This window comes from Shewanella alkalitolerans (genome assembly GCF_019457575.1).
In the GTDB taxonomy this organism is placed as follows: Bacteria; Pseudomonadota; Gammaproteobacteria; order Enterobacterales; family Shewanellaceae; genus Shewanella; species Shewanella loihica.
The window spans coordinates 4,294,222-4,318,135 of the sequence record NZ_CP080422.1 but is presented as its reverse complement, the minus strand read 5'-3'; the positions used below and the strand labels follow the sequence as shown (position 1 = coordinate 4,318,135).

Here is a 23,914-nt window from a genome sequence, read left to right as displayed (position 1 = left end):
GGTCATTGTAGGGGTAAAGCGACAAGCAAACCAGAGGCGTGTGCGCCCTTTAGCACTAGACCCGCGTCAGGGCGTATGACTTTCAAATGAGTTCGCGTTTAGCGTCGATACTGGCACCTATGGTGATCGCTCTGGCTCGGCCCCTCGGCGCCGCATTTCATGCAGACCCATTCGCTCTGGCGGGCGCGAAGCTCTTTGTCCTGATAGCCGTAATCCTGTTTCGCTTGCCGCTTGAGGCTCTTCTCCAGATGCGACATACGCTTGTCGAGCCAGCGGCAGCTTGGGTCGTCGGCCACATGCTGGCGACTGGCGAGCTGCTGTTTGCGGCTTAGCTGTTTGTGACTTAGCCTCTTGCTGCGCTTGTTCTTGGATTTTTGGGTGGATTTCTTATCCCGGCGCGACTTGGGCTGCGCCGGGCTGGCGCGATAGTTAAGGGCGCCTGTGGGGTTGTCAGGGATGACGAGTGGATTGCCCTCGCTGTCCAGGGCGCCGTCGTCGGGTAGGGTGATCGTCTCGGAAGCTATCGCCTTAGAGTTTAGCGGCGCGTCTTTATCGTGGGCCTGAGTGGCGCAGGTGAATAGCAGAGAGAGCGCGATGGCGTTTAAGGTGAAAGAGGTAAGCGTTCGATAGTGGGCAGACATTCCGTGTCCTCCAGGTCAGGGTTGGCACTCCTTGCCAGCCTTAGATAAAGCTAGTTCATGGCGAGCCAGCTTTCAATGAAGGACACAGACTTGGCAGTCGATTTCAGGATATAGCCCTAGAGCCTGGAACCTAGAGCCCTAGAACCTAGAGCCCTAGAAACTGAAGGTGAGGTGCAGGCCCGCGTAGGTGTTGTTCAGGCTGCCCTTGGCGTCTGGATTTTCCTGCTTAATATCTTCCTGGGCCAGGGTGCGGCTCAGGTGGCCAGAGAGTACCAGGCGGTCGGCCAGCTGATATTGGGCCTCGAGACCAAACTGAAAATGGTTAGGGCCGTTGTGTGCTTCGGTTACATATTGGAAGTCGAACGCCTGGGTGACATAGGGCGTCAGTGTGAGTCTGTCTGACACTGGCCATTCGCTGTGCAGGCTGGCCTCGACAAAGTAACCCGCCGCCTCGGTGGAGTAGGTGTAGCTCAGGGAAGGTGTTAGCCAGGCGATGCCCGTATATTCCAGGGTGGCGAACAGCTCGTTGTCGCCGCAGCGCTCATCGCCGTAGGCCTCGATGCGCTGGTAACCCAGGGCGGCACTTAAGTTGTCGCCAAGCTCGAAGCCATATTCCAGCCCCATGTTCCACTCTATGTAGTATTGGCTATCGCCACGACCGACTGTGGTAAACAGGGTGAGATCGTCTATCTGCACGGCGGCGGTTGCCCAGTAGATACCGCCCTTGTCTAAGTTGTTGCGCCCCTCTGAGATATATTTCGAGTCCCAACCCAGGTCGAGGATGACGTTGGTATCCGGGCCTTCACTGTGGCTGATGATGTTGTTGATATGCGAGTCATCGACAGTGCCGGTTATGGCCTGGTCGGCGGCGTTGGCGGTACCGGCCAGCAGTAGGCCGATAATACAAGAGTGGCTGATCAATCTGTTCATGGGTGTAACACTGAAATAAGTTTGGGATCGGGATGAATAGTAATGGGTTAAATATTAAACATAAATGAGAATTGGTTGCATTTGCGATCCGCTTGGCAATATCTGTGTTGTAAATGTGAAGTAAATATAGCCTTGTTCTAGATCAAGGTTTTTCCTCCAGGCTGCTGCTAGGTCTTACTTCTAGGTCTTCAGTGTCAGGTTTTCAGTGTTAGGTTTTTAAAGCTAGCTGTTGAATCCTGGGTTTAGCTCTCTTCGGCGGGCTAGTTTGCTAAAGATGCTTGAATAGTCGCGCCATCGCCCATATGTAACCTCAATACCCTAAGATTGACGAGGACAACAGATGAGTAACCCTTTGCTAAGCGGCAGTGAATTACCGCCATTTTCGCAAATCAAACCCGAGCATATTCAGCCAGCCGTCGAGCAGGGGATTGCCAATTGTCGCCAGAAGATCGATGAGGTGCTCGCCAGTGGCGGCCCCTACACCTGGGATAACCTGATCGCCCCGCTCGAGCAGGTGGATGACGAACTGAGCCAGATCTGGTCGCCTGTGTCGCACATGAACTCTGTGCTCAGCACAGATGAGTGGCGCGCCGCCCACGATGCCTGCCTGCCGCTCTTGTCGGAATATGGCACCTATGTGGGTCAGCATCAGGGGCTGTATCAGGCTTACAAGGCACTGAAGGAGTCCGATGAGTTTGCCCAGTTGAGTCAGGCGCAGCAAACCAGCATCACCCACAGCCTGCGTGATTTCGAATTATCTGGCATCGGATTGAACGATGAAGATAAACAAACTTATGGAAAATTGGTTAAACGTTTATCTGAGTTAACAAGTAGCTTCTCCAATCAGCTGTTGGACGCCACCCAGGCCTGGACCAAGTTGGTGACAGACGAGCAGGAGCTGGCAGGCTTGCCCGAGTCTGCCATTGCCGCAGCCAAGGCGATGGCCGAGGCCAAAGAGCAGCAAGGTTGGTTGTTTACCCTGGACTTCCCCTCTTACTTGCCCGTGATGACCTACAGCGACAACCGTCAGTTGCGAGAGGAGTGCTACCGCGCCTTCGTGACCCGCGCCTCGGATCAGGGCCCTAACGCAGGAGAGTTTGATAACGGTCCGCTGATGGATGAGATCTTAGATCTGCGTCATCAGCTGGCTAAACTGCTGGGCTTCGACAGCTTCGCCCATAAGTCGCTGGCGACCAAGATGGCCGAGTCACCACAGCAGGTGCTGGATTTCCTTAACGAGTTGGCGGCCCGCTCTAAGCAGCAGGGACAAAATGAGCTTGCCGAACTGACTGCATTCGCCGAGAAAGAGTTTGGCGTGAGCGAGCTGGCCCCATGGGATCTCACTTATTATGCCGAGAAACTCAAGCATCACAGATACGAGATCTCCCAGGAGCTGCTACGTCCTTACTTCCCGGAAGATCGTGTGCTTTCAGGCCTCTTCTATACCGTGTCGCGCCTGTTCGGCCTGACCATAGAGGAGCAGGAGCATTTCGACAGCTGGCACAAAGATGTGCGTTTCTTCCATATCAAAGATGCCAAGGGCGAGCACAGAGGCAGCTTCTTCCTGGATCTCTATGCCCGCGAGGGTAAGCGTGGTGGCGCCTGGATGGACGATTGCCGCGTGCGTCGTCAAACCGCCCATGGCCTGCAGAAGCCGGTGGCCTACCTCACCTGTAACTTCAACGCCCCGGTCAATGGTAAGCCTGCGCTGTTTACCCACGACGAGGTGACGACCCTGTTCCACGAGTTTGGTCACGGCATACATCATATGCTGACCAAGATAGACGTGGCGGGCGTATCAGGCATCAACGGTGTGCCTTGGGATGCGGTGGAGCTGCCGAGTCAGTTCATGGAAAACTGGTGCTTCGAGGAAGAGGCCCTGGCCGAGATCTCCGGACACTTCGAGACCCATGAGCCGCTGCCGAAGGCGATGTTAGACAAGATGCTGGCGGCGAAGAACTTCCAGTCAGGCATGATGATGTTGCGTCAGCTGGAGTTTTCGCTGTTCGACTTCCGCCTGCACCTGGAATATGACCCGGCAGAGGGCGCCCATATTCAGGCCAAGTTGGATGAGGTGAGAGATCAGGTTGCCGTGGTGAAGGCCGCCGATTTCAACCGTTTCCAACATAGCTTCGCCCATATCTTTGCCGGTGGTTACGCCGCGGGTTACTACAGCTACAAATGGGCCGAGGTGTTGTCGGCCGATGCCTTCTCGCGTTTTGAGGAAGAGGGGATCTTCAATGCCGATACCGGCCGCAGCTTCCTGGAGAATATTCTCGAGATGGGTGGCAGCCTGGAGCCGATGGAGCTGTTTAAGCGTTTCAGAGGCCGTGAGCCACAGATCGACGCCCTGCTGAGACACTCGGGCATTCAAGGCTAATACGCTGATCTGATTAGTCTAAATAAACGCAAAAAGGCCAGCCCTATGTTAAGGGTTGGCCTTTTTTATGGGCAATTGCTTGGGATTAGTAAGCGCCTGCACTATAGGTCAGCTCATAGCTGTGGCTGTAGATCTCTAAGATGTTACCGAAGGGATCTTCCATATAGATCATGCGGTAAGGCTTCTCGCCTGGGTAGTAGTAACGCGGCGCCTGCATGCGCTTCTTGCCACCGGCGGCGACAATCTTCTCTACCAGGCCTTCGAGATCCGGGTCCTGCACGCTGAAGTGGAATACGCCCGTCTTCCAATACTCGAAGTTGTCTTCCGGGTTCTCCTGGTTGGCAAACTGAAATAGCTCGACACCTATCTTGTCGCCGGTAGCCAGGTGGGCGATACGAAACGAGCCCCATCCCGCGCCGAAGACGTCGGTACACATCTCGCCAATGGCGCTGTCATCCTCAACAATTTCTGTGGGTTTCATGATGAGATACCAGCCCAGCACCTCGGTGTAAAATTTGACGGCTGCCTCGAGATCCGGCACCGAGATGCCTATGTGTGAGAAGGTTCTTGGGTAAGCTGAGTTGTTCATGCTGTGCTCCTGTTTAACGAATTGGGCACAGATTACAAAGTGAACTAAATTATGTAAAATTATCAAAATTAATCATTTTGAGTACAAAATGTGATGATGAATCCCATCTGGTTACGCAGCTTCTGCACCCTGGTGGAACTGGGGCATTTCACCCGCACCGCCGAGCGTCTGCATATGACCCAATCTGGTGTCAGCCAGCATGTGCGCAAGCTTGAGGAGCAGCTCGATACCCAGCTGCTGCTGAGGGAAGGCAAGAAGTTTTCCCTGACTCACGCCGGGCGTCAGCTATACCAGCAGGGTCAGACGATACTGCAATCCCTGGCTAAGCTTGAGCAGGGGATCAAGCAAGACCCGCCCTTTGCCGGAGAGGTACGCCTGATGTCACCCGGCAGTGTCGGCCTCAAGCTCTATGGCGAGCTGCTTGAGCTGCAATGCGCCCACCCCGAGTTGTCGCTGGATTATCGTTTCGCCTCCAACGCCGGGGTCGAGAGCGCCATCGCCGCCATGGAGGCGGATATCGGCCTGATGACCCGCCAGCCAGAGTTGTCCGAGGTGCAGGCCGAGGCGATTGCCGAGGAGCCGCTACTCTTAGTCACGCCCGCGGGCCATGAAGCTGTCTCCTGGGAGGAGTTGCTACAGCTGGGCTTTATCGATCATCCCGATGGTGCCCACCATGCCAAGTTGCTGCTGGGGGCTAACTACCCCGAGTTCGAGCACTGCGATCAGCTGCCGAACCGTGGCTTCTCTAACCAGATAGGCTTGATCTTAGAGCCGGTGAGCCGAGGTTTGGGCTTTAGCGTCTTACCCGCCTATGCGGTGGAGGCCTTTGCCCGTCAGGATAAGATAACCGCTCATCGGTTGCCGGTGGCCGTCAGCGAGACTATCTATCTTTGCCGTCGACGTCAGGCCGTGCTGCCGAGACGGGTCGATTCGCTCAGCGAGGCAATTCAGGCCTGTCTTAGAGGGTGAGTAGGGTCAAGTTTGGCCTAGAGGGGCTTGGCCTGTAGAAAGCGAGCGAGACCGACGGATTCACCGGCCTCGCAGTTGGTATTAAGGCGTGTAGTAGGTTGCCGCGCCTGGGCCGACCGGCAGGCCGAGAGCAAACACCCAGATGAAGAAGAAACAGGTCCAGCCGATGAAGAAGACGATAGAGTAAGGCAGCATGGTGGCGACTAAGGTGCCTATGCCGAGATGCTTCTTGTATTGGGAGGCCACTGCCAGGATAAGGCCGAAGTAGCTCATCATGGGGGTGATCAGGTTAGTGACCGAGTCGCCGATACGATAGGCGGCCTGAATAGTCTCTGGGGCGTAGCCGACTAACATCAGCATGGGCACGAAGATAGGCGCCGTCACCGCCCACTGGGCCGAGGCGCTGCCCAGCATCAGGTTGATGAAGCCGCACATCATGATAAACAGCAGGAACACCAGCGGGCCCGTGAGGCCGATGGCGTTGAGGGCATCGGCACCGGCCACCGCCAGCACGGCGCCCAGGTTAGTCCACTTGAAGAAGGCGACAAACTGGGAGGCGAAGAACACCAGCACGATATACATACCCATGGTGCTCATGCTGTGGGACATGGCGTCGATCACGTCCTTATCCCGCTTCATGGTGCCCACCACCTTGCCGTACACCAGGCCTGGAATGGCGAAACAGATGAAGATGAAGGCCACTATCCCCTTGAGGAAGGGCGAGCCCGCGACCAGCCCCGTCTCTGGGTGACGCAGCGGCGCGTTCTCCGGCACCACAGAGAGCGCCAATATGCCGCCCAATACTAAGATAGACAGACCAGCCATCTTCAGACCCTTGATCTCCAGCGGCGTGACGCCATCCATCTTCTGGTTGTGCAGATCTATGCTGGCCTCGCTGGGATCATACTTACCCAGTTTGGGCTCGACGATCTTCTCCGTGACCAGGGCACCGAGAATGGTGATGACGAAGGTCGAGGCGAACATGAAGTACCAGTTGACCTCTGGGCCCACTAAATAGTCGGGGTCGATCATCTGCGCCGCCGCTTCGGTGATGCCCGACAGCAGAGGGTCTACCGTGCCCAGCAGCAGGTTGGCGCTATAGCCGCCGGAGACACCGGCAAATGCTGCCGCCAGACCCGCGAGGGGATGACGCCCGAGTGAATGGAAGATCAGCGCCGCCATGGGGATCAGCACCACATAACCCAGCTCGGCGGCTGTGTTGGAGACGATACCGGCGAAGACTATGGTGAGGGTAACCAGACGCTTAGAGGCGCCCATCACCAGGGTACGCATCGCCGCAGATAGCAGGCCGGAGCGATCGGCGATACCGACCCCCAAGAGGGCCACCAATACAGTGCCTAAGGGGGTGAAGCCGGTGAAGTTAGTTACCAGGTTGGAGACTATCATCCTCAGGCCTTCGGCATTCATCAGGCTGACCACATGGATCAGGCCATCCTCGCCGCGTCCCGCCGCGCCGACCGGACGGGGATCGTTTACCGTCAGTTCGAAATAGCCGGCGATGCCGCTGATCACTATGACGGCGGCGCAAAACAGGGCGAAGAGGGTGATGGGATGGGGCAGGAGGTTACCCAGGTGTTCGACCAGGTTGAGAAAGCGGACGAAGACGCCCTTCTTGGTCGTCGATGGTGTTGGGGGCTGACTGGCCACCAGACCATCTTCTTGGTTGGAGCTCATGGTGTTTCCTTCATCTTGGGCATCTGGGTGCCCTTATCATTTTGACCGCCTGTAGGCGGAGTGTTAGCACTTTATGATGAAGGAGTTGCTTTAACTGAAGCTTAATTTGCCATAATTGCCCACCCATAGCGGGTTATGGCGAGTGGTTAATGGAGAGTACTGAAGGTGATAGTGGCGGCTTCGTTCAGGCAAAAAAAAGCCCAGCTTAGTCTAAGCGGGCCAATGAAAGGATGATGATTGAAACCAAAGCCCAATTAGGGAAGATTGGGTTGCCTCTTGGTTGATTAAGATAATAGCTCAGGCTGGCTGTACGAATACTGAACAGGTGACAGCTTTAAAGGCTGGAGCCGCGATTGGCCAAACACCGGTGAAAAAGTGAAAAAGTGCATTAGGCCTTCCTCTGCCTGCAAGGCCTGATCTCACTGGTCAAACTCTGCGCAACTAGCAGCCTGGGTTTGAATGCTGGGGCGACAGTGTCTATGAAATACGCAGCAGATAGACCGATTTTTGCCCTAATGTCTCGCTTAACGCCGGTAAAGCCTGTCATTTTGACCCTTGGCCTGGGGGATGATTTTGATGCGGCAATATGGCATCAATTTATATATCATTGTTTTGTATTGCGATTTATCTTTGATTCGCCGCTTGCTGTGCTTTTTGCCGCGCGCCGAGTTAAAAGCGGTGAAGCTAGGTGAAAAGGATGCTTTTAGCGCAAAAATGGCGTGATAAATATCATTTTCGGTGAAAAAAGATGAATATAGCAGCAACGCCTTGCCGAAAATGGCACTGATAAATTGCTGGAAATCATCGCGAAAATCGGTGAAGCTGGTGCGTTAACTAACGAGATATAAGAATAACTATAGGGAAGGAACTCAAAGATGGAAGGTTTGCTGTTAGGCCTTGGCCTAGTCGTTATTATCACCTACCTCTGGTATGTCAGCCTGATCAAGAAGCGTAACGCCGTGCGTGAAGCCTTGTCGGGTATCGATGTGCAGCTGAAGAAGCGCGCCAACCTGGTGCCCAACATGCTCAAGATTGCACAGAAATTTATGGATCACGAGAAGTCGCTGCTGACGGAGATCACCGCGCTGCGTACTCTGGTGACCGCGGGCTATGATCTTAACGATGCCGCCGCCATCAAGGAGCATCTGGGCCTGGCCGAGCAGCTCAACAGCAAGATGGGCCAGCTGATGGTCAGCGTCGAAAACTACCCCGAGCTCAAGTCTGACAAGACTATGGTGCAGGCGATGGCGACCTATAGCGAGGTCGAAGAGCATATCTCGGCGGCCAGACGTTTCTACAACGCTGCCGTGTCTGAACTCAATACCGCGGTAGAGATCTTCCCCGGCTCCATCATCGCCTCTATGGCCAAGGTCAAGGTGATGCCTTTCTATGAGGCCGATGAAGCGTCTAAGGCGCCGATCGATGCATCCGATTACCTGAAGTAAGCCGGGTTCAGATGCCATGAACCCCATCAGCTTCATCCTCGGGGAGCCGATTAAGGCCCAGCGTGAGCCGCAACGCCTGCGGGCAGACCCCGAGGAGTTGGTACAATTTAAGGCTTATTATGAAGAACATATCGAGCCGCTCACCCGTAAATTTGAAAACCATAGGGTCGCCAGCCTCAAGGCGCTGCGCGGGCGTATCTATACCAGCTTAGGGATCCTCCTGGGCCTGGCGCTGTTGATCCTTATCTTTAGTATGTCCGGTTACCTGGATATCCCCTGGGTCTTCTTTATTGTGCTGTGCCTCCCCTTTGGCTGGTGGAGCTATCGTCCACTCAAGCGCTACAAGCGGGATGTGAAGCAGGAGGTGTTTCCCAAGATCTTCCGCTATTTCGGCCCCGACTTTATCTTCAGCACCAGCCATAACATGAGCCTGACTCAGCTCAAACGCTCCAAGCTGTTACCCCACTACGATAACGCCTCGTTCGATGACTATGTGCAGGGCACCTACAAGGGGGTGGAGATTGCCATCAACGAGCTGTGTCTTACCAAGCAGGTCAAACGCGAGAAGAGCACGGAGACTGAGACCGTCTTTCGTGGCGTCATGGTGCAGCTCAGCAGCCACAAGAGGTTTAAGGGCCATACCGTAGTGGTGAAGAACCGCGGCGGCCTGGTGAATTTTCTCTCCAGCAGCTTTAAGAGCCTGAGCCGGGTCAAGCTGGAAGACCCGAGATTCGAGAAGCAGTTCGATGTCTTCTCCAGCGATCAGATCGAGGCGCGCTACCTGCTCACCCTAGGTTTCATGGAGCGCCTGCAGTCGCTGGCCAACCTGTTTTCCGGCAAGATCCAGTGTGCCTTCTACGAAGACAAGCTGTTGATCATGTTGCAGAGCGGCGACAATCGATTCGAGCTGGGCTCCATCTACAACGGCGCGACCTTCGAGTACGAATTTAGCCAAATTAACCGAGAGATGAAGCAGCTTTTTGCTATGATTGAAGTACTTAAACTCGATCAGAACATTGGATTCTAATGCCTAGCCGTGCTCGTCCTGCGCCTCATTTTGTTCAAAAGCTGCTGTGCCTCTGGTGCGGCCTGGCGCTGTGTCTGCCATTAGGTGCCACCGAGCAGGCACAGAAGCCGCGCTACAAGGCGAGTTATTCTAAGCATGGCATCCTAAGCAATGGCGATGCCCCGCGCCTAGATGAGACCGACGACAGCAAGATCAAGGTTTATCAATACACCCAGGCCAACGGCGTGGTGGCCTTTGCCGACCACGCTCCGGGCGACAGCGAGTTCAGGGTCTTGCTATATGAGTGCTACGCCTGCAAACCCGACTCAGACCTCGACTGGCAGAAGATGCCGCTGTTTAGCGCCGAATATGATGAGTTGATCTCACGGGCCGCCAAGACCCATGGGCTGGATCCTGCGCTTATCCGCGCCGTGATCCATGCCGAATCCGCCTTCAACGTATTTGCCCTGTCGCGCAGCGGTGCCATGGGCCTGATGCAGCTGATGCCGGGTACTGCCAAGGCGATGGGGGTGAAGAATCCCTACCGGCCCGAGCAAAATATCGACGGCGGCGCCCGCTATCTGGCCAAGATGCTGGCAAGGTTCGACGGCAATATCGATCTGGCCTGCGCCGCCTATAACGCCGGCCCCACCACAGTGACTCAGTACAAGGGGATCCCGCCCTATCCGGAGACCCAGGCCTATGTAAAACGGGTCAAGATACTGCTGAAACGCTATCAGAAGCTGGGGTAGATGAGATGCGCCAGACCATTATCGAACTGGAACTCGCGCTGCTTAGCCCAGAGGTGCGCTGCGATGCCAATGTGCTCGACGAGCTGATCCACGCCGATTTCTTGGAGGTTGGCGCCACCGGGATGAGCTTTGGCAAGCCCGAGGTGCTGGCGCGTCTGCCCAATGAGAAGCCGCCGGCGTTTAAGATAAGTGATATGCAGTATCGCTTGTTGAGTGAGGACTTAGCTCAGCTCAATTATCGCGCCTGTTTTAAGCCGGTGAACGAGGTGGATAAGCGCTATTCGCTGCGCACCTCGCTGTGGAAATGCGATGGGGGGCGCTGGCAGATGATCTACCATCAGGGCACGCCCTGCGCGCCCTTCTTCTAAACACTAAAAGCATTCGTTATTGAGGGCGTTATTCGCCCACTTCCCAGGTGACCTGCACATGGCCTCCGCCCTGATTGAGCAGGGGATCTAGATATTCTAGCGTCGTCTCGGCGATCTCATCGAGCTGCCAGGGGGGATTGATCACCCAGAGGCCCGCCGCCGTCATGCCAAACTCTTCGCTGTCTGGCTTTATTGCCTGCTCTATGCGTAGCTGACGCTTGATGCCGCTCTGCTTGAGCAGCTCGAACATAGCCTCTGTCTGCTCGCGCTGCACCACGGGATACCAGATCATGAAGACGCCGGTGGCGAACTTCTTATGGGCCTTGATCACCGCCTTGGCGACCTCCTGGTAGTCGCTCTTCATCTCGTAGCTGGGGTCGATGAGGATGACGCCGCGACGCTCAAGTGGTGGCACGGCGGCCAACAGCCCTTTGAGGCCATCGCCCTTGATCACCTTGATCTGCTTGTCGCTGCCCAGCTGCTCTTCAAGTAGCTGATGGTCTGTGCCATGCAACTCATGCAGCACCATGCGATCATTATCTCTCAGGTTCATGTCGACAAAGGCGGGCGAGCCAGGGTAGAGCTCCAGCTCATCTGAGCCATTGAAGTGTTTGATATCGCTTACGTATTGGCTAAGGGCTTCGGGCAGGTCCTGCTTGTCCCACAGCTTGGCGACCCCCTCTAGATACTCGCCCGTCTTCTGGGCAAACTCATCGGATAGCGCATAGCCGCCGGCACCGGCATGGGTGTCGATATACACCATGGGCTTATTCTTCTTATGCATCAGCTTGAGGGTTTGCAGCAAGATGCTGTGCTTGAGCACGTCGGCATAGTTTCCGGCGTGGTAGCCGTGGCGGTAACTTAACATGAATATTCCAGATGATGAGGGCGCTAGCCTGATAGGGCGATTATAGGGGGGATGCCAGCCCAGGTACAGCGCCTGGGCCTAGGTCGGTAATTAGGCCGGTAATAATGCCATATTCAGCGCCGCGCAGTTTTGGCATAATGGCGGCGTGATTTCATAATTGACCGAGCCAAAGTGACAGCATCATCGACCCAGCCCGCCTCTGTGGGGATCTTTTTTAATCGCCAATACCCGACCCTGGAAGCCGTGTGTGACCGTTGGGGGCTGGTGTTCGACGCAAACGCCCTGTTTGAGCTGGTGTTCGAAGATAACTGCCTGGTGCTGATTAAGCGTGACGAGCCCAAGCTGAAGGGCATATTGGTGGACTTCGTTACCGGCGCCGTGGCCCATAGACGTAAATTCGGTGGTGGCCGGGGTCAGGCGATCGCCAAAGCAGTCGGCCTTAAGCAGGGGGTGACCCCGAGTGTCGTCGATGGCACCGCAGGCCTGGGGCGAGACGCCTTCGTGCTCGCCAGCCTGGGCTGCAATGTCACCATGGTGGAGCGTAATCCCGTGGTCGCCGCCCTTCTAGAAGACGGTCTGCGCCGGGCCTATGAAGATGCCGATATCGGCCCCTGGATGCAGGAACGCATGCGCCTGGTGCATGGCTCCAGCCTGACGACGTTGGCCGAACTGGGTGAGCAGGTGGATGTGGTATATCTGGATCCTATGTATCCCCACAGGGAGAAGTCGGCCCTAGTGAAGAAGGAGATGCGGGTATTCCAATCGCTAGTGGGCGCCGATCTGGATGCAGACGGCCTGTTGGCCCCCGCCATGGCCCTCGCCAGTAAGCGCGTCGTGGTCAAACGCCCCGACTACGCCGACGACCTCGATGGCGTCAAACCCAGCACCCGCATCGAAACCAAGAAGAACCGCTTCGATGTCTACGTCAAGGCCGCGATGAAGAGCGAGTAGTGCTTATTTCGCTTAAGTAGAATAGGTCACAGTTATTGATCGTGAAATGGCTGTGACCTTTTTATTTTTGGCTGATAAATTATTGCAAGGCTTTTAGTATCTGAGCCTTGAGTTCAGCACCTTTCGGAGAGAGGCTTGCTGCTTTATTACGTCTATTTGTTTCCTTTACTTGCCATTCAATTAAGCCTAAGCCTTCTTTGCCATATTCTAACGATTCACTGAGAAAGCGGATGTTTCGAGATGCAGAACTTTGTGTTTGACCTGTTCTTGCCATCATCTGCCGTACACCTAATCCTTCTTCTACACATATTTGGACAAAGCACTGAGCCATACTAATGGTTAAGGCTGGATGAGTTTCTCTCAACAGAGTTAGGATTTTCGTTAATCGAATAAGATCTAATGTGTTTCCCATATGGTTTCTTCATTTAATACAAAAAGCGCAGGATATTAGGGTAATTATCTATAGCGTGTCTTAGTTGTTGATCACCCTATGAGAAATAAGAAAGGTTGGTAGCACAGTAAGTATCCTGTGAAGCCTGTTTTATTAGACTTATGCCCCCTCTTACAAAGAATGTAGCGATAAAGATCGAGTAGTGGACGAGTCATACTGCCATTAAGCAATAACATCATGTCGAGGGTATAGATCTACTGTAGCATGCTGACGTGAACCTAAGGTTGATTCCAATAACTTGCCTATACTCAATAGGAATATCTTGTCTTGGCTGCTCTATGAACGCAAAACACACCTTGCTGATAATGCTGCTGTTTGTCTGGTCCACCTACGCCGCGCCCCAGTCCAAGCTGGAGGCTAAGACGATCAACATCTGCGTCGATGAAACAGAGTATCCACCTCTTAATTATTTCATTCGCCTCGATGGCCATAAAACCAGTGTGAATGCAGGTTTCGATATCGAACTGCTTCGCCTTGTGCTGCCTACTAATTGGCAAGTTAATCTGGTGGCAGCCCCCTGGCCCCGCTGCTTGCTGGAGGTGGAGCAGGGGCGTCTCGATGCGGCCATGGCCGCATCGACTAACGATGAGCGTCGGGCAACTTTCCTGTTGTCGCGGCCTTATTTCCATCTGAGCCCGTCCGTGGCCTTCCTTCAAGAGCGCTTTCGTGGGCTCGAGGTTACGGGGTTACCCAGACGACTCGACACACTCGGACGGGTATGTGGCATACGAGGTTTTAACTACGCCTACTATGGCCAGCCGGCCGATCTCGACATTGCCCGCAGCAACGAGATATTGCAGTTTAGCGACCTACTGCTCAAGCGTCGCTGCGAGTTCTTCCTGATAAATAGGGAGGTCTACAGTGCCATCTTACGACTGGAGGGGCAGGAGAGCCTGGCGGATAGGCTCGCCATTTTGCCAATGGCGGGGGGTATTAAGGTACCTTTCTACATGCTGGTGTCCCGTCGTAGCCCCCATGCTGAGGCGCTGCTGAGCGAGTTCAATCGCGGCGTCGATAGCCTGGAGCAGAGCGGCGACCTGGCCAGACTCTGGACGCGTTTCACCTCGGGACAAGGTGGCAAGACTAACCCCTAATTACCTTTCATCTCCAAGTGCTTGTGCGCCATTGCCAATCTGATGATTTGTGTGTGAATGACCTTTAATGAGGCGGCTATTGTGATGCCCGGCGGCGAGTGTTAGCTTGCTAATCTAGTGGGGTCTTGGGAGCGAATGATGATCAGGGTGAATGTGTTTGGCAGGTCCATGTCGGTGCGGCGTGTGGGCGAGGAGTGGCAGCTGTTTAATGAGTCGCAAACCGGGATGCGTAGCCGTGTCTATGATGTGGTGATCCCACCCGAGCTTGCTGAAGATCAGCTGCTTAGTTATCTGGATGATATCTATCACGAGCAAGCCAGTGCCCAGCACCCTGAGGTCAGGTTAGAGAGCAAATAGCACGTTTTGCCGGAGGGCCAGAAAAGATGATTAGACGTTTGATGGATTACCTCAGGCTTTTGTTGTTTGTCTGCGGCGTGCTGCTCGGGGTGCAGGTGCCGGCCTTTGTGGATCAGTATGGCAAGGCGCTTGCGGCTCATACCCAGGAGGCCAAACTGAGTCTGGCCGAGTTTCAGCGGGATGCCGACCGTTTCTTCGGCGGCGATATCGACAAGCTGATCGCCCACTACAAGCAAAATCCCGATGCCGTGTTCAATGCCGGTGGCGAGAGCATAGAGGCGCTGTATCAGAGGTATCAGTTGCTGTCTGCAGCGCTGACTGAGTTCAATCAATCTGGCTACGGCGGATTCGACAGGCTTGTGCTTGCGCCTCTGCCTGAGATCCGAGACCAGGTGTGGCAGCATTTCAGCCACAGCATACTGCTGGATGGTCGCGCCATCGCCTTCGGTCTGGTGTTCGGCCTGCTGTTTGCCCTGTTTTGCGAGTTGACGCTACACGGCTGCGGCCATTGTTGCCTTGGCGCCTATCGTCGCCTCAAGTCTAAAGCTGAGCCGCAGCCAGAGAACAGATAAGAGAAACCCTAACATTCGTCTGTGTTTGTCACGTCCAATAACGGCTATGCTTCAGGTATCTGCTTAGGTGAGTGACATGATAAGGCCAAAATGGCTGCCTAAGTTTACTGTTAACCATAAGGATTTTTCCATGATAGCCCAAGGACAAGCACTACCTGCCGCCACTCTAGGCGAGCTGACCGAAAACGGTATGGTCAACCATGATGTAAGCGAGCTGTTTGCCAACAAGAAGGTGGTGCTGTTTGCCGTACCCGGCGCCTTTACCCCAACCTGCTCCGAGGCGCATCTGCCCGGCTATGTAGTACTGGCGGATCAGTTTAAGGCCAAAGGGGTCGATATTATTGCCTGTGTATCGGTTAACGATGCCTTCGTGATGAAGGCCTGGGGAGAGGCGCAAAATGCCAGCGAGCTGATGATGTTGGCCGATGGCGATGCCAGCTTTACCAAGGCCTTGGGGCTGGAGATGGACACCGCAGGTTTTGGTGGCATCCGCTCGCAGCGTTATGCCATGGTGATCGATAACGGTGTGGTGACTCTGCTGAATGTCGAGGCGCCCAAGAGCTTCGAAGTCAGTAAGGCCGAGGTGGTATTGGCAGCTTTATAAGGCGCTGCAAATAAAGAGGGAGCCTTAGGCTCCCTCTTTTGTGGCTAGATGTTAAAAGGCACTAAAACAGGCTTTAAAACAAGGGTCTAAAACAACACCTTAAAACAAGCCCCTAGAAGTAGTGCACATATTCCACGGCGACACGATAGAGAGTGTCTTCGAAGCCCAACAGATCCACCTCGTAGTCGCGGCTGATATATTGGGTGGTGAAGTGCAGCAGGTTATTCTGATTGGCCAGCGGCATGATCACCTCCAGGGTGAGTCTGTCCATGGTGTAGAACTTGTCGGCGTCATAGCCCCATTGACCGTCGAAGCGGCTCCACTTGGCGCCGAGCTGCACACCCGTGTGGGCGAAGGTGTATTTGTTGCTCCACTCGAAGAAATAGCCAAAACCGGCGCGGTTGAGCTCCTCTTCGGTGCGGCCCATCTCCTCACGCGGCCAGTCGTCATCCTTCTCTTCTTCGCTGTAGCCCAGGCCGAGTGTCAGGCCGAGATCATAGTGGTTGACGTTGCCGAAGCGGCGGTTGAGTGACAGCCCGGCGACGGCCAGCTGTTCGAATTCTTCTAGCTGTTGGCTGTTGTAGTGGCCTTCGTAGCGACCATGGAAACTCAGCAGGTAGTCTTGCTGCTCGCCTAAGCGGGCGAAGGGACGCTGATAGTTGAAGCGCAGATCCATGGAGTTACGGAACCTGTCCTCATCATATTTTTCCGAGTCGCGCTCGTAGTAGTAGGTTCCACGCACCCGGAAGTAGTTGTTATCCAGCTGGTAGACATTGTCGTAACGCAGGTCGTCCCAGATAAACGACAGGCCACCACCACGTGACATGGAGCTGAACTCTGAATCCGGATAGGACTCCAGGCCAGCAATGAGTGACATGGCGAAGGGGGAGTTGTCTGAGTCTGCTAGCGCAGGAAAGCTGAGTAGGCCGGCCAGGCCGAGTGCGAGCGTGGTCTTCATGAGGCGCCTCTGTGGTTCATCATCCGTTATGGTGCGGCGCACATTAGCATAAAATGGCCAGCTTTTCTGCTGGCCAGATTCCAATTTGAGCTGGGTTAGGCGGCGTTATCCAGAGATTGTCCGTCGATGCCCAGGCTGGCCTCGATGTCGGCGACCCCTTGAGCCACCTCATCGGCGATCACCTCGCTCTGGCTGGCGGCGGCCATGGCGTGTTGTTTCAGCGACTCCATCGCCTGTGACAGGCTGTCCAGGTGGCTGGCCTGATCGACGCTGAAGCGGCTGCCCTGCTTGGCGGTCTCTGTCATCTCCTGAGACTGTTGCTGCACCGTCTGGGTCACCTGCCAGAGATTCTGCGCCCCCTGGGCCTGCTTCTGGCTGGTGCTCGCTATCCCCTCTACGCTCAGGGTCAGTTGCTGGTTGGCCTCGGTGAGCTGACTCAATATGGTCACCACCTGCTGCAAGGATTCCTGGGTGCGCTGAGACAGGTTGCGCACCTCGTCGGCGACCACGGCGAAGCCGCGTCCCTGTTCACCGGCGCGGGCGGCCTCGATGGCGGCGTTGAGGGCCAGCAGGTTGGTCTGCTCGGCGATGTTGCCGATCACATCCAGTATGGTGGAGACGTCGTTGACCGAGGTGGTCAGGCTGCCTAAAGAGAGATGACAGTGGCTCACCGCCTGCTGGGTCTCGTCGGCGGCGCTCATGAAGGCCTGCACCTCCTCCTGACTGGCGAGCATCTGGCTGTGGGTCTGCTGGGCATGCTGCTCGACCTGGCTGGAGAGTTCGCTCACCTCACGGGCGATGGCGCGCACCTGCTCGGTCTGATTCTGCGCCGTGTCGACTATGCCCAGGGTGGTCTCTGTGCCCTGGGTCAGCTCGGTAATGCGGTGTACCAGCTGCGACAGCGAGGTGGAGATCTGGCCTATCTTGACGCGTTGGGCGGCATCTTCCGCCTCGAAGCGATCGAGTAGCTGATTGAAATGACCGGCGATCTGGCCGGTTTCACAGCGACGCTCTATGGTCAGGCGCTCGCGGTTGTTGGACTCGCTCAGGCGCATGAAGGCCTGATTCAGGTGTCTGAGAGGCTTTACCACCCGGCGTTGTTGTAACAGGAGGTAGACCAGGGCGAACACCGCCAGCACTGAGACCACGCCGTAGAGCAGGGTCTGTAGCTGCTGTTTGAGGTGCAGGTTTTGCGCCTGCTGTGCCTGGCCGAGCTGGAGCAGCTCGTCTTCGATGCGAACGATGGCGGCCATCATGGCTTCCTGGGCGGCCTGGTTGGCGGTCAGCAGCTGGTGGGTGTTGCTCACCTCTTTGCCATAGCGCTGGCTGAGGGAGAGCAGCTCGCTGTAATAGCTCTCGCCTATCTCTATCTGTTCCGGCTCGTCATCGCCCAGGGCAAACTCGTCGGCCTCCTGGGCCTCATACAGGCCGAGTAGCGGCAGCTTGGCCAGTTGGTCGTGCCAGTCGGTCAGGGCTTGGATCTGAGTCGCCAGCAGTGACTTGAGGCGCTGATCTTTGCCGATCAGATAGTCCTGGGTTAGCTGCGACAGCTGATACACCAGAGGCGGCAGACTCTGGGTCAGTTGCAGGTATTGCTTGGCGAGTCTTGGGTTTTCCGCCAGGCCCTTGTCGGCATACTCAGCTAGGTGCTGATTGTGGGAGATCATCTCGCTTTCGGCGTGGGCCAGCAGCTGACGGGGATTGCCGGCCAGCTTACCCGCGGCGCGGTATTGGCTGTCCAAGTCTTTGATAAAAGCCGAGATAGACCCTTGTAGTCGGTTGGCTTCCTCGTGAGAGAGCTGGTCCAGGCTGGCGGCTATGGTCTGAAGCTGTTGCTTGGCGCTGCTCAGCTGCTGGCTGTTGCCCGTGCTCAGGTAGCTCTCCAGCTGGCGGCGAACCTCGACCAGAAACTGCTGCTGCAGATCGGCCAGCATCTGATTCTTCTGCTCTATCTGGGCGCGCTCCTGGTTGCTCCATACGACGACACCGGCCAAGAGTGCGGCCAGCAGTAACAGGGTGGCAGAGGCCCAGAGGGAGAGGGTGGAAATTTTCATGATCGCGCGCCAGTGACAGTTTGCGCCAGAATATGACGTAATTGTTGCAAATTGATGACACAGCACTCAAGTATGGCACTTAGGTATGACGTCTGAGTATGAGAAGAGAGTGAGCTATTGCTAGGGTTTAGAGGAGGGGCCGAGAGGCAGCTATTCCAGCGGCAGCCATACCTGGGCATGCAGGCCGCCTTCGGGGCGGTTGGTGAGTACTACCTGGCCCTGATGACGGTCGACGATCCGCTTGATGATCGCCAGTCCCAGGCCTGAGCCGACGCTGCCGCGGGCGCTATCGCCCTGGGTAAAGGGCTGGAATAACTTGGGGATCTGGTCGCTTGGGATGCCTGGGCCGTTGTCTTCCACGCCGAAGCCGACCCGACGGCCGTCGAAATTGGAACTCAGCTGCACCCAGCCGTTGCCGTAGCGGAAGGCGTTCTCCACCAGGTTGCTGATGATGCGTTTGACCGCCACCGCCTGCATAGGAATTTCGGGGCACTCGTTTAGCGCTAACACTATCTCGCCGTCGCGGTTGGTCTCGGCCTGGGCGATATCCTGCAGCAGATCGTTTATCTGCACCAGTTCGCGGTTGGCCTCCTGATCCTGACGTATGTAGGCGATAAACTGGTTGATGATGGCATCCATATCCTCGATGTCATGCACTATGCCCTCTTTGAGGTACTCATCTTCCTCCACCATCATCTCGGAGGCGAGACGGATTCGGGTCAGCGGCGTGCGCAGATCGTGGGAGATCCCCGCCATCAACAGGGCCCTATCCTGCTCCAGCTGCTGCATGCTGCGGGACATCTGGTTGAAGGCGTTAGTTACCTCGATGATCTCGGTGGAGCCGCTCGGGGGCAGGGGCGCGGGATAGTCGCCGCGGGAGACGGAAATCGCCGCCTTCTGTAGACGCTTCAATGGCTTGTTCTGCTTGCGGGCAAACCACCAACCGCCGGCGACACTCAGGGCACCGATCACCATGAGGTAGAGGGTTAGGGGCGAGAGGCCAAATTCGTTGAAGCCGGTAAGAGGTACCTTAATCCATACCGATGGTGCCTGTGGCGGGCGGATCCAGATCTCGAACTCCTTGCCTTGGGCGATGCGCACCTCGGCCTTGCCGCCCAGATGCTCTGACATCTGCGCCGATAGCAGGCTGTAGTAGGCGGCGCGATCGACCCCGGCCTCGCGGGCATCCTTAAGGTTGTAGATCTCCATGCTGTCGTCGCGCACCTTGGCGTTGAGGGCATCGACCATGGAGAGGTGTTCGCGGCCGACATCTACGCCGTCGACGAACAGCAGGTTTACCTGGCGGGCGATCAGCTGGTTGATCTGCTGGTAGGTGGGCTGAATAAAGTACACAGCCACCGAGAGATAGGAGACCAGCTGATTGACCAGCAGCAGTGAGCCTATCAGCAGTACTGTCTGACTGAAGGCGCTGCGGGGAAGAAAGCGTTTAAACCAGCTCATTATTGGGGACGATGGCCGGGGCTAACGCCGCGCGGCACCGTCGGGCACAAACACATAGCCCAGGCCCCAAACGGTCTGGATATATCTTGGGTTGGCGGCATCTTTCTCAATCAGGCGACGCAGGCGCGATACCTGTACGTCGATGGAGCGCTCCAGCGCCGAATAGTCGCGGCCGCGGGCCAGGTTCATCAACTTGTCCCGCGACAGCGGTTCTCTGGGGTGACTCACCAGCACCTTGAGCACGGCAAATTCGCCGCTGGTGAGGGATATTGCCTCTTCGCCGTGGTACATCTCGCGGGTCGCCAGGTTAAGGGTAAATTCACCGAAGGTGATCTCCTCTTCCTGTTGTGTCGGCGCGCCCGGGACTTCGGGGGCCTGACGGCGCATGACCGCCTTGATGCGAGCCAGGAGTTCTCTGGGGTTGAAAGGCTTAGGCAGGTAATCGTCGGCGCCCAGCTCCAGGCCTATGATGCGGTCCACCTCGTCACCCTTGGCGGTCAGCATAACTATGGGAATTGTATTGCCATTTTGGCGCAGGCGACGGCAGATAGAGAGGCCATCCTCGCCCGGCAACATAAGATCCAGCACCAGCAGGTGGAAGTTTTCCCGCTCCAGTAGTCTGTCCATCTGCTCGGCATTGGCGGCGCTCCTGACCTGGTAACCCTGTTCCATCAGGTAACGCTCTAGCAGGGCTCTTAGGCGCATATCATCATCGACAACGAGAATTTTAGAGGTTTCTTGTCCCATGCTCTCTATCCCTTATTTCAGTGCGATCGGCTCGAGGTTTACCGCTCAACTGGCTGAATTTCAATATTAATCTTATGTGCCTGCTTAATATAGCCGCTTTGCTATTTAAAAGCCTAGCGAGATTTCATCCAGAGTTGCGGCGTTTTTCCACAGCGCTAGAAATAATACCCTTGTAACATACTGATACTAATTGAAATTATATGACTTTTAACTTTCCGCTGGGAAATTGTAACCAAATTGAAACCGGCAGTTGGTGAGTGGTTGGGGGATGACTTGGCTTATCGCCTCGCTAAGATCGTGCCACCGGGCTATTGTTTTTCAGCAGCTGCGCTGGTTATTATCAGCCGAAAATCATTCGATGTGCAGGCGGTTGCCTGGCATCTTGTTGAGTCGTGACGAGAGAAAGATGAAAGCCATGTTGATCACCCGCGAAGGGTGGCAAGCGCTCGACAGAGAGCTTAAGTATTTATGGAAAGAGTACCGCCCCGAGATCACCAAGAAGGTGCAGGAGGCGGCGGCCCAGGGCGATCGTAGCGAAAACGCCGACTACACATATAACAAGCGCCTGCTACGTCAGATAGACAGCCGGGTGCGCTATCTGGTGAAGCGGGTGGAAGATCTGCAGATCGTCGATTACTCGCCCCAGCAGGAGGGCAAGGTGTTCTTCGGCGCCTGGGTCGAGCTGGAGGACGAGGCGGGCAAGATAGTGCGCTATCGTATCGTCGGCAAGGATGAGCTGGATACCAAGCTCGGTTATATCACCATAGACTCGCCCATGGCGAGGGCGCTGATCGGCAAGCAGGTGGACGACGAAGTGGTGGTCAACACCCCCGCCGGTAAGAAGGAGTGGTACGTCAACAAGATCCAATATAAGGCGTTCGAGGACTAAACCTGCCTTCGCGACTTCAGCTCGGGTGTAAGCCTGGGCTAACGCCTCCAGCCTCAGTTAATGCTCTGATAAATCAATCAATATCTGCCTAACATTAGCCCTGTAACGAAATCTTGTCACTGTGGTTCGCCCTTGGCATAGCACTGCGCGCTAAGCCTTGATGATCTCGATCAAAGCGCAGATGCGCCGCAGCCCCTAGGCTACAGACATTTTTGGACAACCCGAGAGTCTAACGTGTCTGTATCGATCGAATCTAACTTTGGCGCCGACTACGCCGCCCATCTGCCGCTGCTTGGCGATAGCATCGCCGAGCTGCTGGCCTTCTTCGGTGTGAAACGTGTTTATGGTGTCGGTGGCGACTTCGTCGCTAACCTGATCAACACCCTGGATAAACGGGTGGCGGTACTGCCCTCGAGCAACGAGATGCACGCCGGTTTCAGTGCCTGCGCCCAGGCCGAGCTGAATCCTCTCGGGGTCTGCATGACCACTTATACTGTCGGTAGCCTGCCCTGCACCTCGGCGGCGGCCCTGGCGCGCACCGAAGGTTTGCCCGTGGTGTTTATCTCGGGGGCGCCTGGTGAGGCAGAGATCAACAGTCAGGCGCTGCACCACAGCGTACATCCGCATACGGCCTGGCATACGGATCTCGATGCCGCGCTCAACGCCTTCAAGGCACTGGGCGTGCGCGCCGAGCGTTTGCAGGGCCAGCGTCACAGCGGTCAGCCTAACGTGGCGGCGGAGCAGTTTCTACAGCTGCTTACCCATGCCTATGTGAATCGTCAGCCCGTGTATATCGAGGTGCCGCGAGATCTTATCTATCAGCCCACTCAGGCGCTGAGTCTGCCGACTTGTCCGAGTGAGTTAAGGCCGCAGGCGCTTAACCTGAGCGGCGCCGAGCTGATCGCCAGTCAGATCCGCGCTCAGCTTCAGTGCGCCAAGGCGCCACTGGTATTCCTCGGCGAGAAGCTCAGGTTGAATGCGCCGCTGCTGGAGAAGATTCTGAGTTTCTGCGAACACAACAAGCTGCCCTATGCTACCACCTGGTTTGGTAAGGGGATGCTGGATGAGTCGAAGCCACTCTGCCTAGGCAGTTACAACGGTGTGTTCAGCCGCTTGCCGAATAAGGAGTATATCGAGTCTACGGCCGACTATGTGCTCGAGCTGGGCACGGCGATTTTCCCTTCAGACACCAATAATGCCTTTAGCAGCCAGACCCATGCCATCGACAATCATGGCAACAAGACCATGCTTAAGGGCACGGCCCAGTGGGAGGCGGATATCGCCGCCGTGATGGAGCTGCTGAGCGAGCAGCCTATTATCAAGGCGGCGCCCGTGCATCTGAGCCTTGATGTCGAATCTAACTCGGCATCTGAGACCCCTATAACCAGCGATGCTGAGCTGGGTTATCACCATCTGGCGGCCTGCATCAACGCGGCGCAGCGGGCTAGCGAGCGCCCCTTCATCTTCGTGCCCGAGGTGGGTAATTCGCTGTTTGCCAGCTTCGAGCTGACCACACTCGGTAGCGATATCGGCCGCAGCTATCTGGCTAATCCTTGGTATGCGGCCATGGGCACCAGCCTGCCATACGCCAGGGCAGTGGTAGATCAGCTTGCCGAGCAGGGCACCGCCCAGCCCGTGGTGGTGATCACCGGCGACGGCGGCTTCAACTTCCAGGCGAACGAGTTGATCAACCTGCAGAAGCAGGGGGCCAACCTAGTTATCGTCTACATGCGCAACAACATCTTCCATCTGGGTAAGGCCGGTGATGCGCCCATCTATGCCTGTAACCATGAGGGATTCGATCCTAAGTTGTTGATTCAGGCCTATGGTGGCAGGGGACATCTGTGCCGGTACGATGGCGAGTTTGTCGATACCCTGTGTGGCTGTATCGCCAGCGGCGGCCTGCATCTTATTGAGGTGCCGGCGCCTATCGAGGAGTCATTCCAGAGCGATACCACCCAGAAGCTCAACTGTTACATCGGCTATCGTAACGGTCAGCCAGAGGCAACTCGCCGCTGGCAGGAGTTATGCGAAAAACGCGGCTAAACTGAGAGACGTGTCGCCTAATTTACCCGCCCTTATCAGGAGTTGCGACAGATAGGACGTACAACTTGGCCCAGGGCTGTGTTATCT

At 55.9% G+C, this 23,914-nt stretch carries 24 protein-coding genes; 14 read left to right on the top strand and 10 right to left on the bottom strand.

From position 1 onward, the window contains the following. Positions 1–98 precede the first annotated feature (98 nt). Positions 99–641: a hypothetical protein gene (locus tag K0J45_RS18765; RefSeq protein WP_220043663.1), complete on the bottom strand. Its 543-nt coding sequence runs from the start codon at positions 639–641 to the stop codon at positions 99–101. 153 nt (positions 642–794) lie between these two features. Continuing rightward, entirely contained in the window at positions 795–1,571 is a 777-nt protein-coding gene (locus K0J45_RS18760) for a hypothetical protein (RefSeq protein WP_220043662.1), read from the bottom strand. A 340-nt stretch (positions 1,572–1,911) separates the two neighbouring features. Between K0J45_RS18760 and prlC the strand changes: the two genes are divergently transcribed. Further along, the gene (gene prlC / locus K0J45_RS18755) at positions 1,912–3,951 is read left to right on the top strand and encodes an oligopeptidase A (protein ID WP_220043661.1); all 2,040 of its coding nucleotides are present in this window, start codon (positions 1,912–1,914) and stop codon (positions 3,949–3,951) included. Between the two features lie 85 nt (positions 3,952–4,036). On the opposite strand, the gene K0J45_RS18750 is transcribed toward prlC, so the two are convergent. Beyond that, a complete protein-coding gene (locus K0J45_RS18750) occupies positions 4,037–4,540 on the bottom strand; it encodes a lactoylglutathione lyase family protein (protein WP_220043660.1) in 504 nt (167 codons plus the stop codon). A 93-nt stretch (positions 4,541–4,633) separates the two neighbouring features. Here K0J45_RS18750 and K0J45_RS18745 point away from each other — a divergent pair, with 93 nt between their 5' ends. Beyond that, complete coding sequence (locus K0J45_RS18745; protein ID WP_220043659.1) at positions 4,634–5,509, top strand: LysR family transcriptional regulator; 876 nt, start codon at positions 4,634–4,636, stop codon at positions 5,507–5,509. An 81-nt stretch (positions 5,510–5,590) separates the two neighbouring features. Here K0J45_RS18745 and K0J45_RS18740 read toward each other — a convergent pair whose 3' ends face one another. Further along, entirely contained in the window at positions 5,591–7,204 is a 1,614-nt protein-coding gene (locus tag K0J45_RS18740; RefSeq protein ID WP_144201364.1) for an AbgT family transporter, read from the bottom strand. 479 nt (positions 7,205–7,683) lie between these two features. Between K0J45_RS18740 and K0J45_RS18735 the strand changes: the two genes are divergently transcribed. The 5 genes from K0J45_RS18735 (at position 7,684) to K0J45_RS18715 (ending at position 10,775) form a co-directional block, all read left to right on the top strand. Then, entirely contained in the window at positions 7,684–7,896 is a 213-nt protein-coding gene (locus K0J45_RS18735; RefSeq protein ID WP_220043658.1) for a hypothetical protein, read from the top strand. Positions 7,897–8,079: 183 nt separating this feature from the next. Continuing rightward, on the top strand, positions 8,080–8,649 hold the full coding sequence (locus tag K0J45_RS18730; protein ID WP_220043657.1) for a LemA family protein: 570 nt from the start codon (positions 8,080–8,082) through the stop codon (positions 8,647–8,649). A 16-nt stretch (positions 8,650–8,665) separates the two neighbouring features. Continuing rightward, on the top strand, positions 8,666–9,676 hold the full coding sequence (locus tag K0J45_RS18725) for a DUF3137 domain-containing protein (RefSeq protein WP_220043656.1): 1,011 nt from the start codon (positions 8,666–8,668) through the stop codon (positions 9,674–9,676). Beyond that, complete coding sequence (locus tag K0J45_RS18720) at positions 9,676–10,407, top strand: lytic transglycosylase domain-containing protein (RefSeq protein ID WP_220043655.1); 732 nt, start codon at positions 9,676–9,678, stop codon at positions 10,405–10,407. Before K0J45_RS18725 ends, K0J45_RS18720 begins: the two co-directional genes overlap by 1 nt. A gap of 5 nt (positions 10,408–10,412) precedes the next feature. After that, positions 10,413–10,775 (top strand): nuclear transport factor 2 family protein, encoded by a 363-nt coding sequence (locus K0J45_RS18715; RefSeq protein ID WP_220043654.1) that lies wholly within the window; start codon positions 10,413–10,415, stop codon positions 10,773–10,775. Positions 10,776–10,803: 28 nt separating this feature from the next. Here the strand turns inward: K0J45_RS18715 and K0J45_RS18710 are convergent, their stop codons facing one another. After that, positions 10,804–11,643 (bottom strand): 23S rRNA (adenine(2030)-N(6))-methyltransferase RlmJ, encoded by an 840-nt coding sequence (locus tag K0J45_RS18710; RefSeq protein WP_220043653.1) that lies wholly within the window; start codon positions 11,641–11,643, stop codon positions 10,804–10,806. A 171-nt stretch (positions 11,644–11,814) separates the two neighbouring features. Between K0J45_RS18710 and K0J45_RS18705 the strand changes: the two genes are divergently transcribed. Further along, on the top strand, positions 11,815–12,594 hold the full coding sequence (locus K0J45_RS18705; protein ID WP_258406727.1) for a class I SAM-dependent methyltransferase: 780 nt from the start codon (positions 11,815–11,817) through the stop codon (positions 12,592–12,594). Positions 12,595–12,673: 79 nt separating this feature from the next. Here the strand turns inward: K0J45_RS18705 and K0J45_RS18700 are convergent, their stop codons facing one another. Further along, positions 12,674–13,006 (bottom strand): helix-turn-helix domain-containing protein, encoded by a 333-nt coding sequence (locus K0J45_RS18700; RefSeq protein ID WP_220043652.1) that lies wholly within the window; start codon positions 13,004–13,006, stop codon positions 12,674–12,676. A gap of 317 nt (positions 13,007–13,323) precedes the next feature. Between K0J45_RS18700 and K0J45_RS18695 the strand changes: the two genes are divergently transcribed. The 4 genes from K0J45_RS18695 (at position 13,324) to K0J45_RS18680 (ending at position 15,672) form a co-directional block, all read left to right on the top strand. After that, positions 13,324–14,139 carry a substrate-binding periplasmic protein gene (locus K0J45_RS18695; protein ID WP_220043651.1) on the top strand — a complete coding sequence of 272 codons (816 nt, stop codon included), beginning with the start codon at positions 13,324–13,326 and terminating at the stop codon, positions 14,137–14,139. Positions 14,140–14,274: 135 nt separating this feature from the next. Next, on the top strand, positions 14,275–14,496 hold the full coding sequence (locus tag K0J45_RS18690) for a DUF7661 family protein (protein ID WP_350355019.1): 222 nt from the start codon (positions 14,275–14,277) through the stop codon (positions 14,494–14,496). 26 nt (positions 14,497–14,522) lie between these two features. Further along, positions 14,523–15,068 carry a DUF2937 family protein gene (locus K0J45_RS18685; RefSeq protein ID WP_220043650.1) on the top strand — a complete coding sequence of 182 codons (546 nt, stop codon included), beginning with the start codon at positions 14,523–14,525 and terminating at the stop codon, positions 15,066–15,068. 130 nt (positions 15,069–15,198) lie between these two features. Then, positions 15,199–15,672 (top strand): peroxiredoxin, encoded by a 474-nt coding sequence (locus tag K0J45_RS18680; RefSeq protein WP_220043649.1) that lies wholly within the window; start codon positions 15,199–15,201, stop codon positions 15,670–15,672. A gap of 112 nt (positions 15,673–15,784) precedes the next feature. Here K0J45_RS18680 and K0J45_RS18675 read toward each other — a convergent pair whose 3' ends face one another. The 4 genes from K0J45_RS18675 to ompR all read right to left on the bottom strand — a co-directional run bounded on the left by K0J45_RS18675 (position 15,785) and on the right by ompR (position 20,892). Beyond that, positions 15,785–16,630 (bottom strand): hypothetical protein, encoded by an 846-nt coding sequence (locus K0J45_RS18675; RefSeq protein WP_220043648.1) that lies wholly within the window; start codon positions 16,628–16,630, stop codon positions 15,785–15,787. A 95-nt stretch (positions 16,631–16,725) separates the two neighbouring features. Continuing rightward, positions 16,726–18,684: a methyl-accepting chemotaxis protein gene (locus tag K0J45_RS18670; protein WP_220043647.1), complete on the bottom strand. Its 1,959-nt coding sequence runs from the start codon at positions 18,682–18,684 to the stop codon at positions 16,726–16,728. A gap of 150 nt (positions 18,685–18,834) precedes the next feature. Then, positions 18,835–20,145 carry a two-component system sensor histidine kinase EnvZ gene (gene envZ / locus K0J45_RS18665; protein WP_220043646.1) on the bottom strand — a complete coding sequence of 437 codons (1,311 nt, stop codon included), beginning with the start codon at positions 20,143–20,145 and terminating at the stop codon, positions 18,835–18,837. Positions 20,146–20,166: 21 nt separating this feature from the next. Further along, positions 20,167–20,892, bottom strand: a complete 726-nt coding sequence (ompR, locus tag K0J45_RS18660) for an osmolarity response regulator transcription factor OmpR (protein WP_011867431.1) — start codon at positions 20,890–20,892, stop codon at positions 20,167–20,169. Between the two features lie 406 nt (positions 20,893–21,298). Here ompR and greB point away from each other — a divergent pair, with 406 nt between their 5' ends. Next, the gene (greB, locus tag K0J45_RS18655; protein WP_220043645.1) at positions 21,299–21,781 is read left to right on the top strand and encodes a transcription elongation factor GreB; all 483 of its coding nucleotides are present in this window, start codon (positions 21,299–21,301) and stop codon (positions 21,779–21,781) included. A gap of 234 nt (positions 21,782–22,015) precedes the next feature. After that, on the top strand, positions 22,016–23,827 hold the full coding sequence (locus K0J45_RS18650; RefSeq protein ID WP_220043644.1) for a thiamine pyrophosphate-binding protein: 1,812 nt from the start codon (positions 22,016–22,018) through the stop codon (positions 23,825–23,827). The last annotated feature ends 87 nt before the right edge of the window (positions 23,828–23,914 follow it).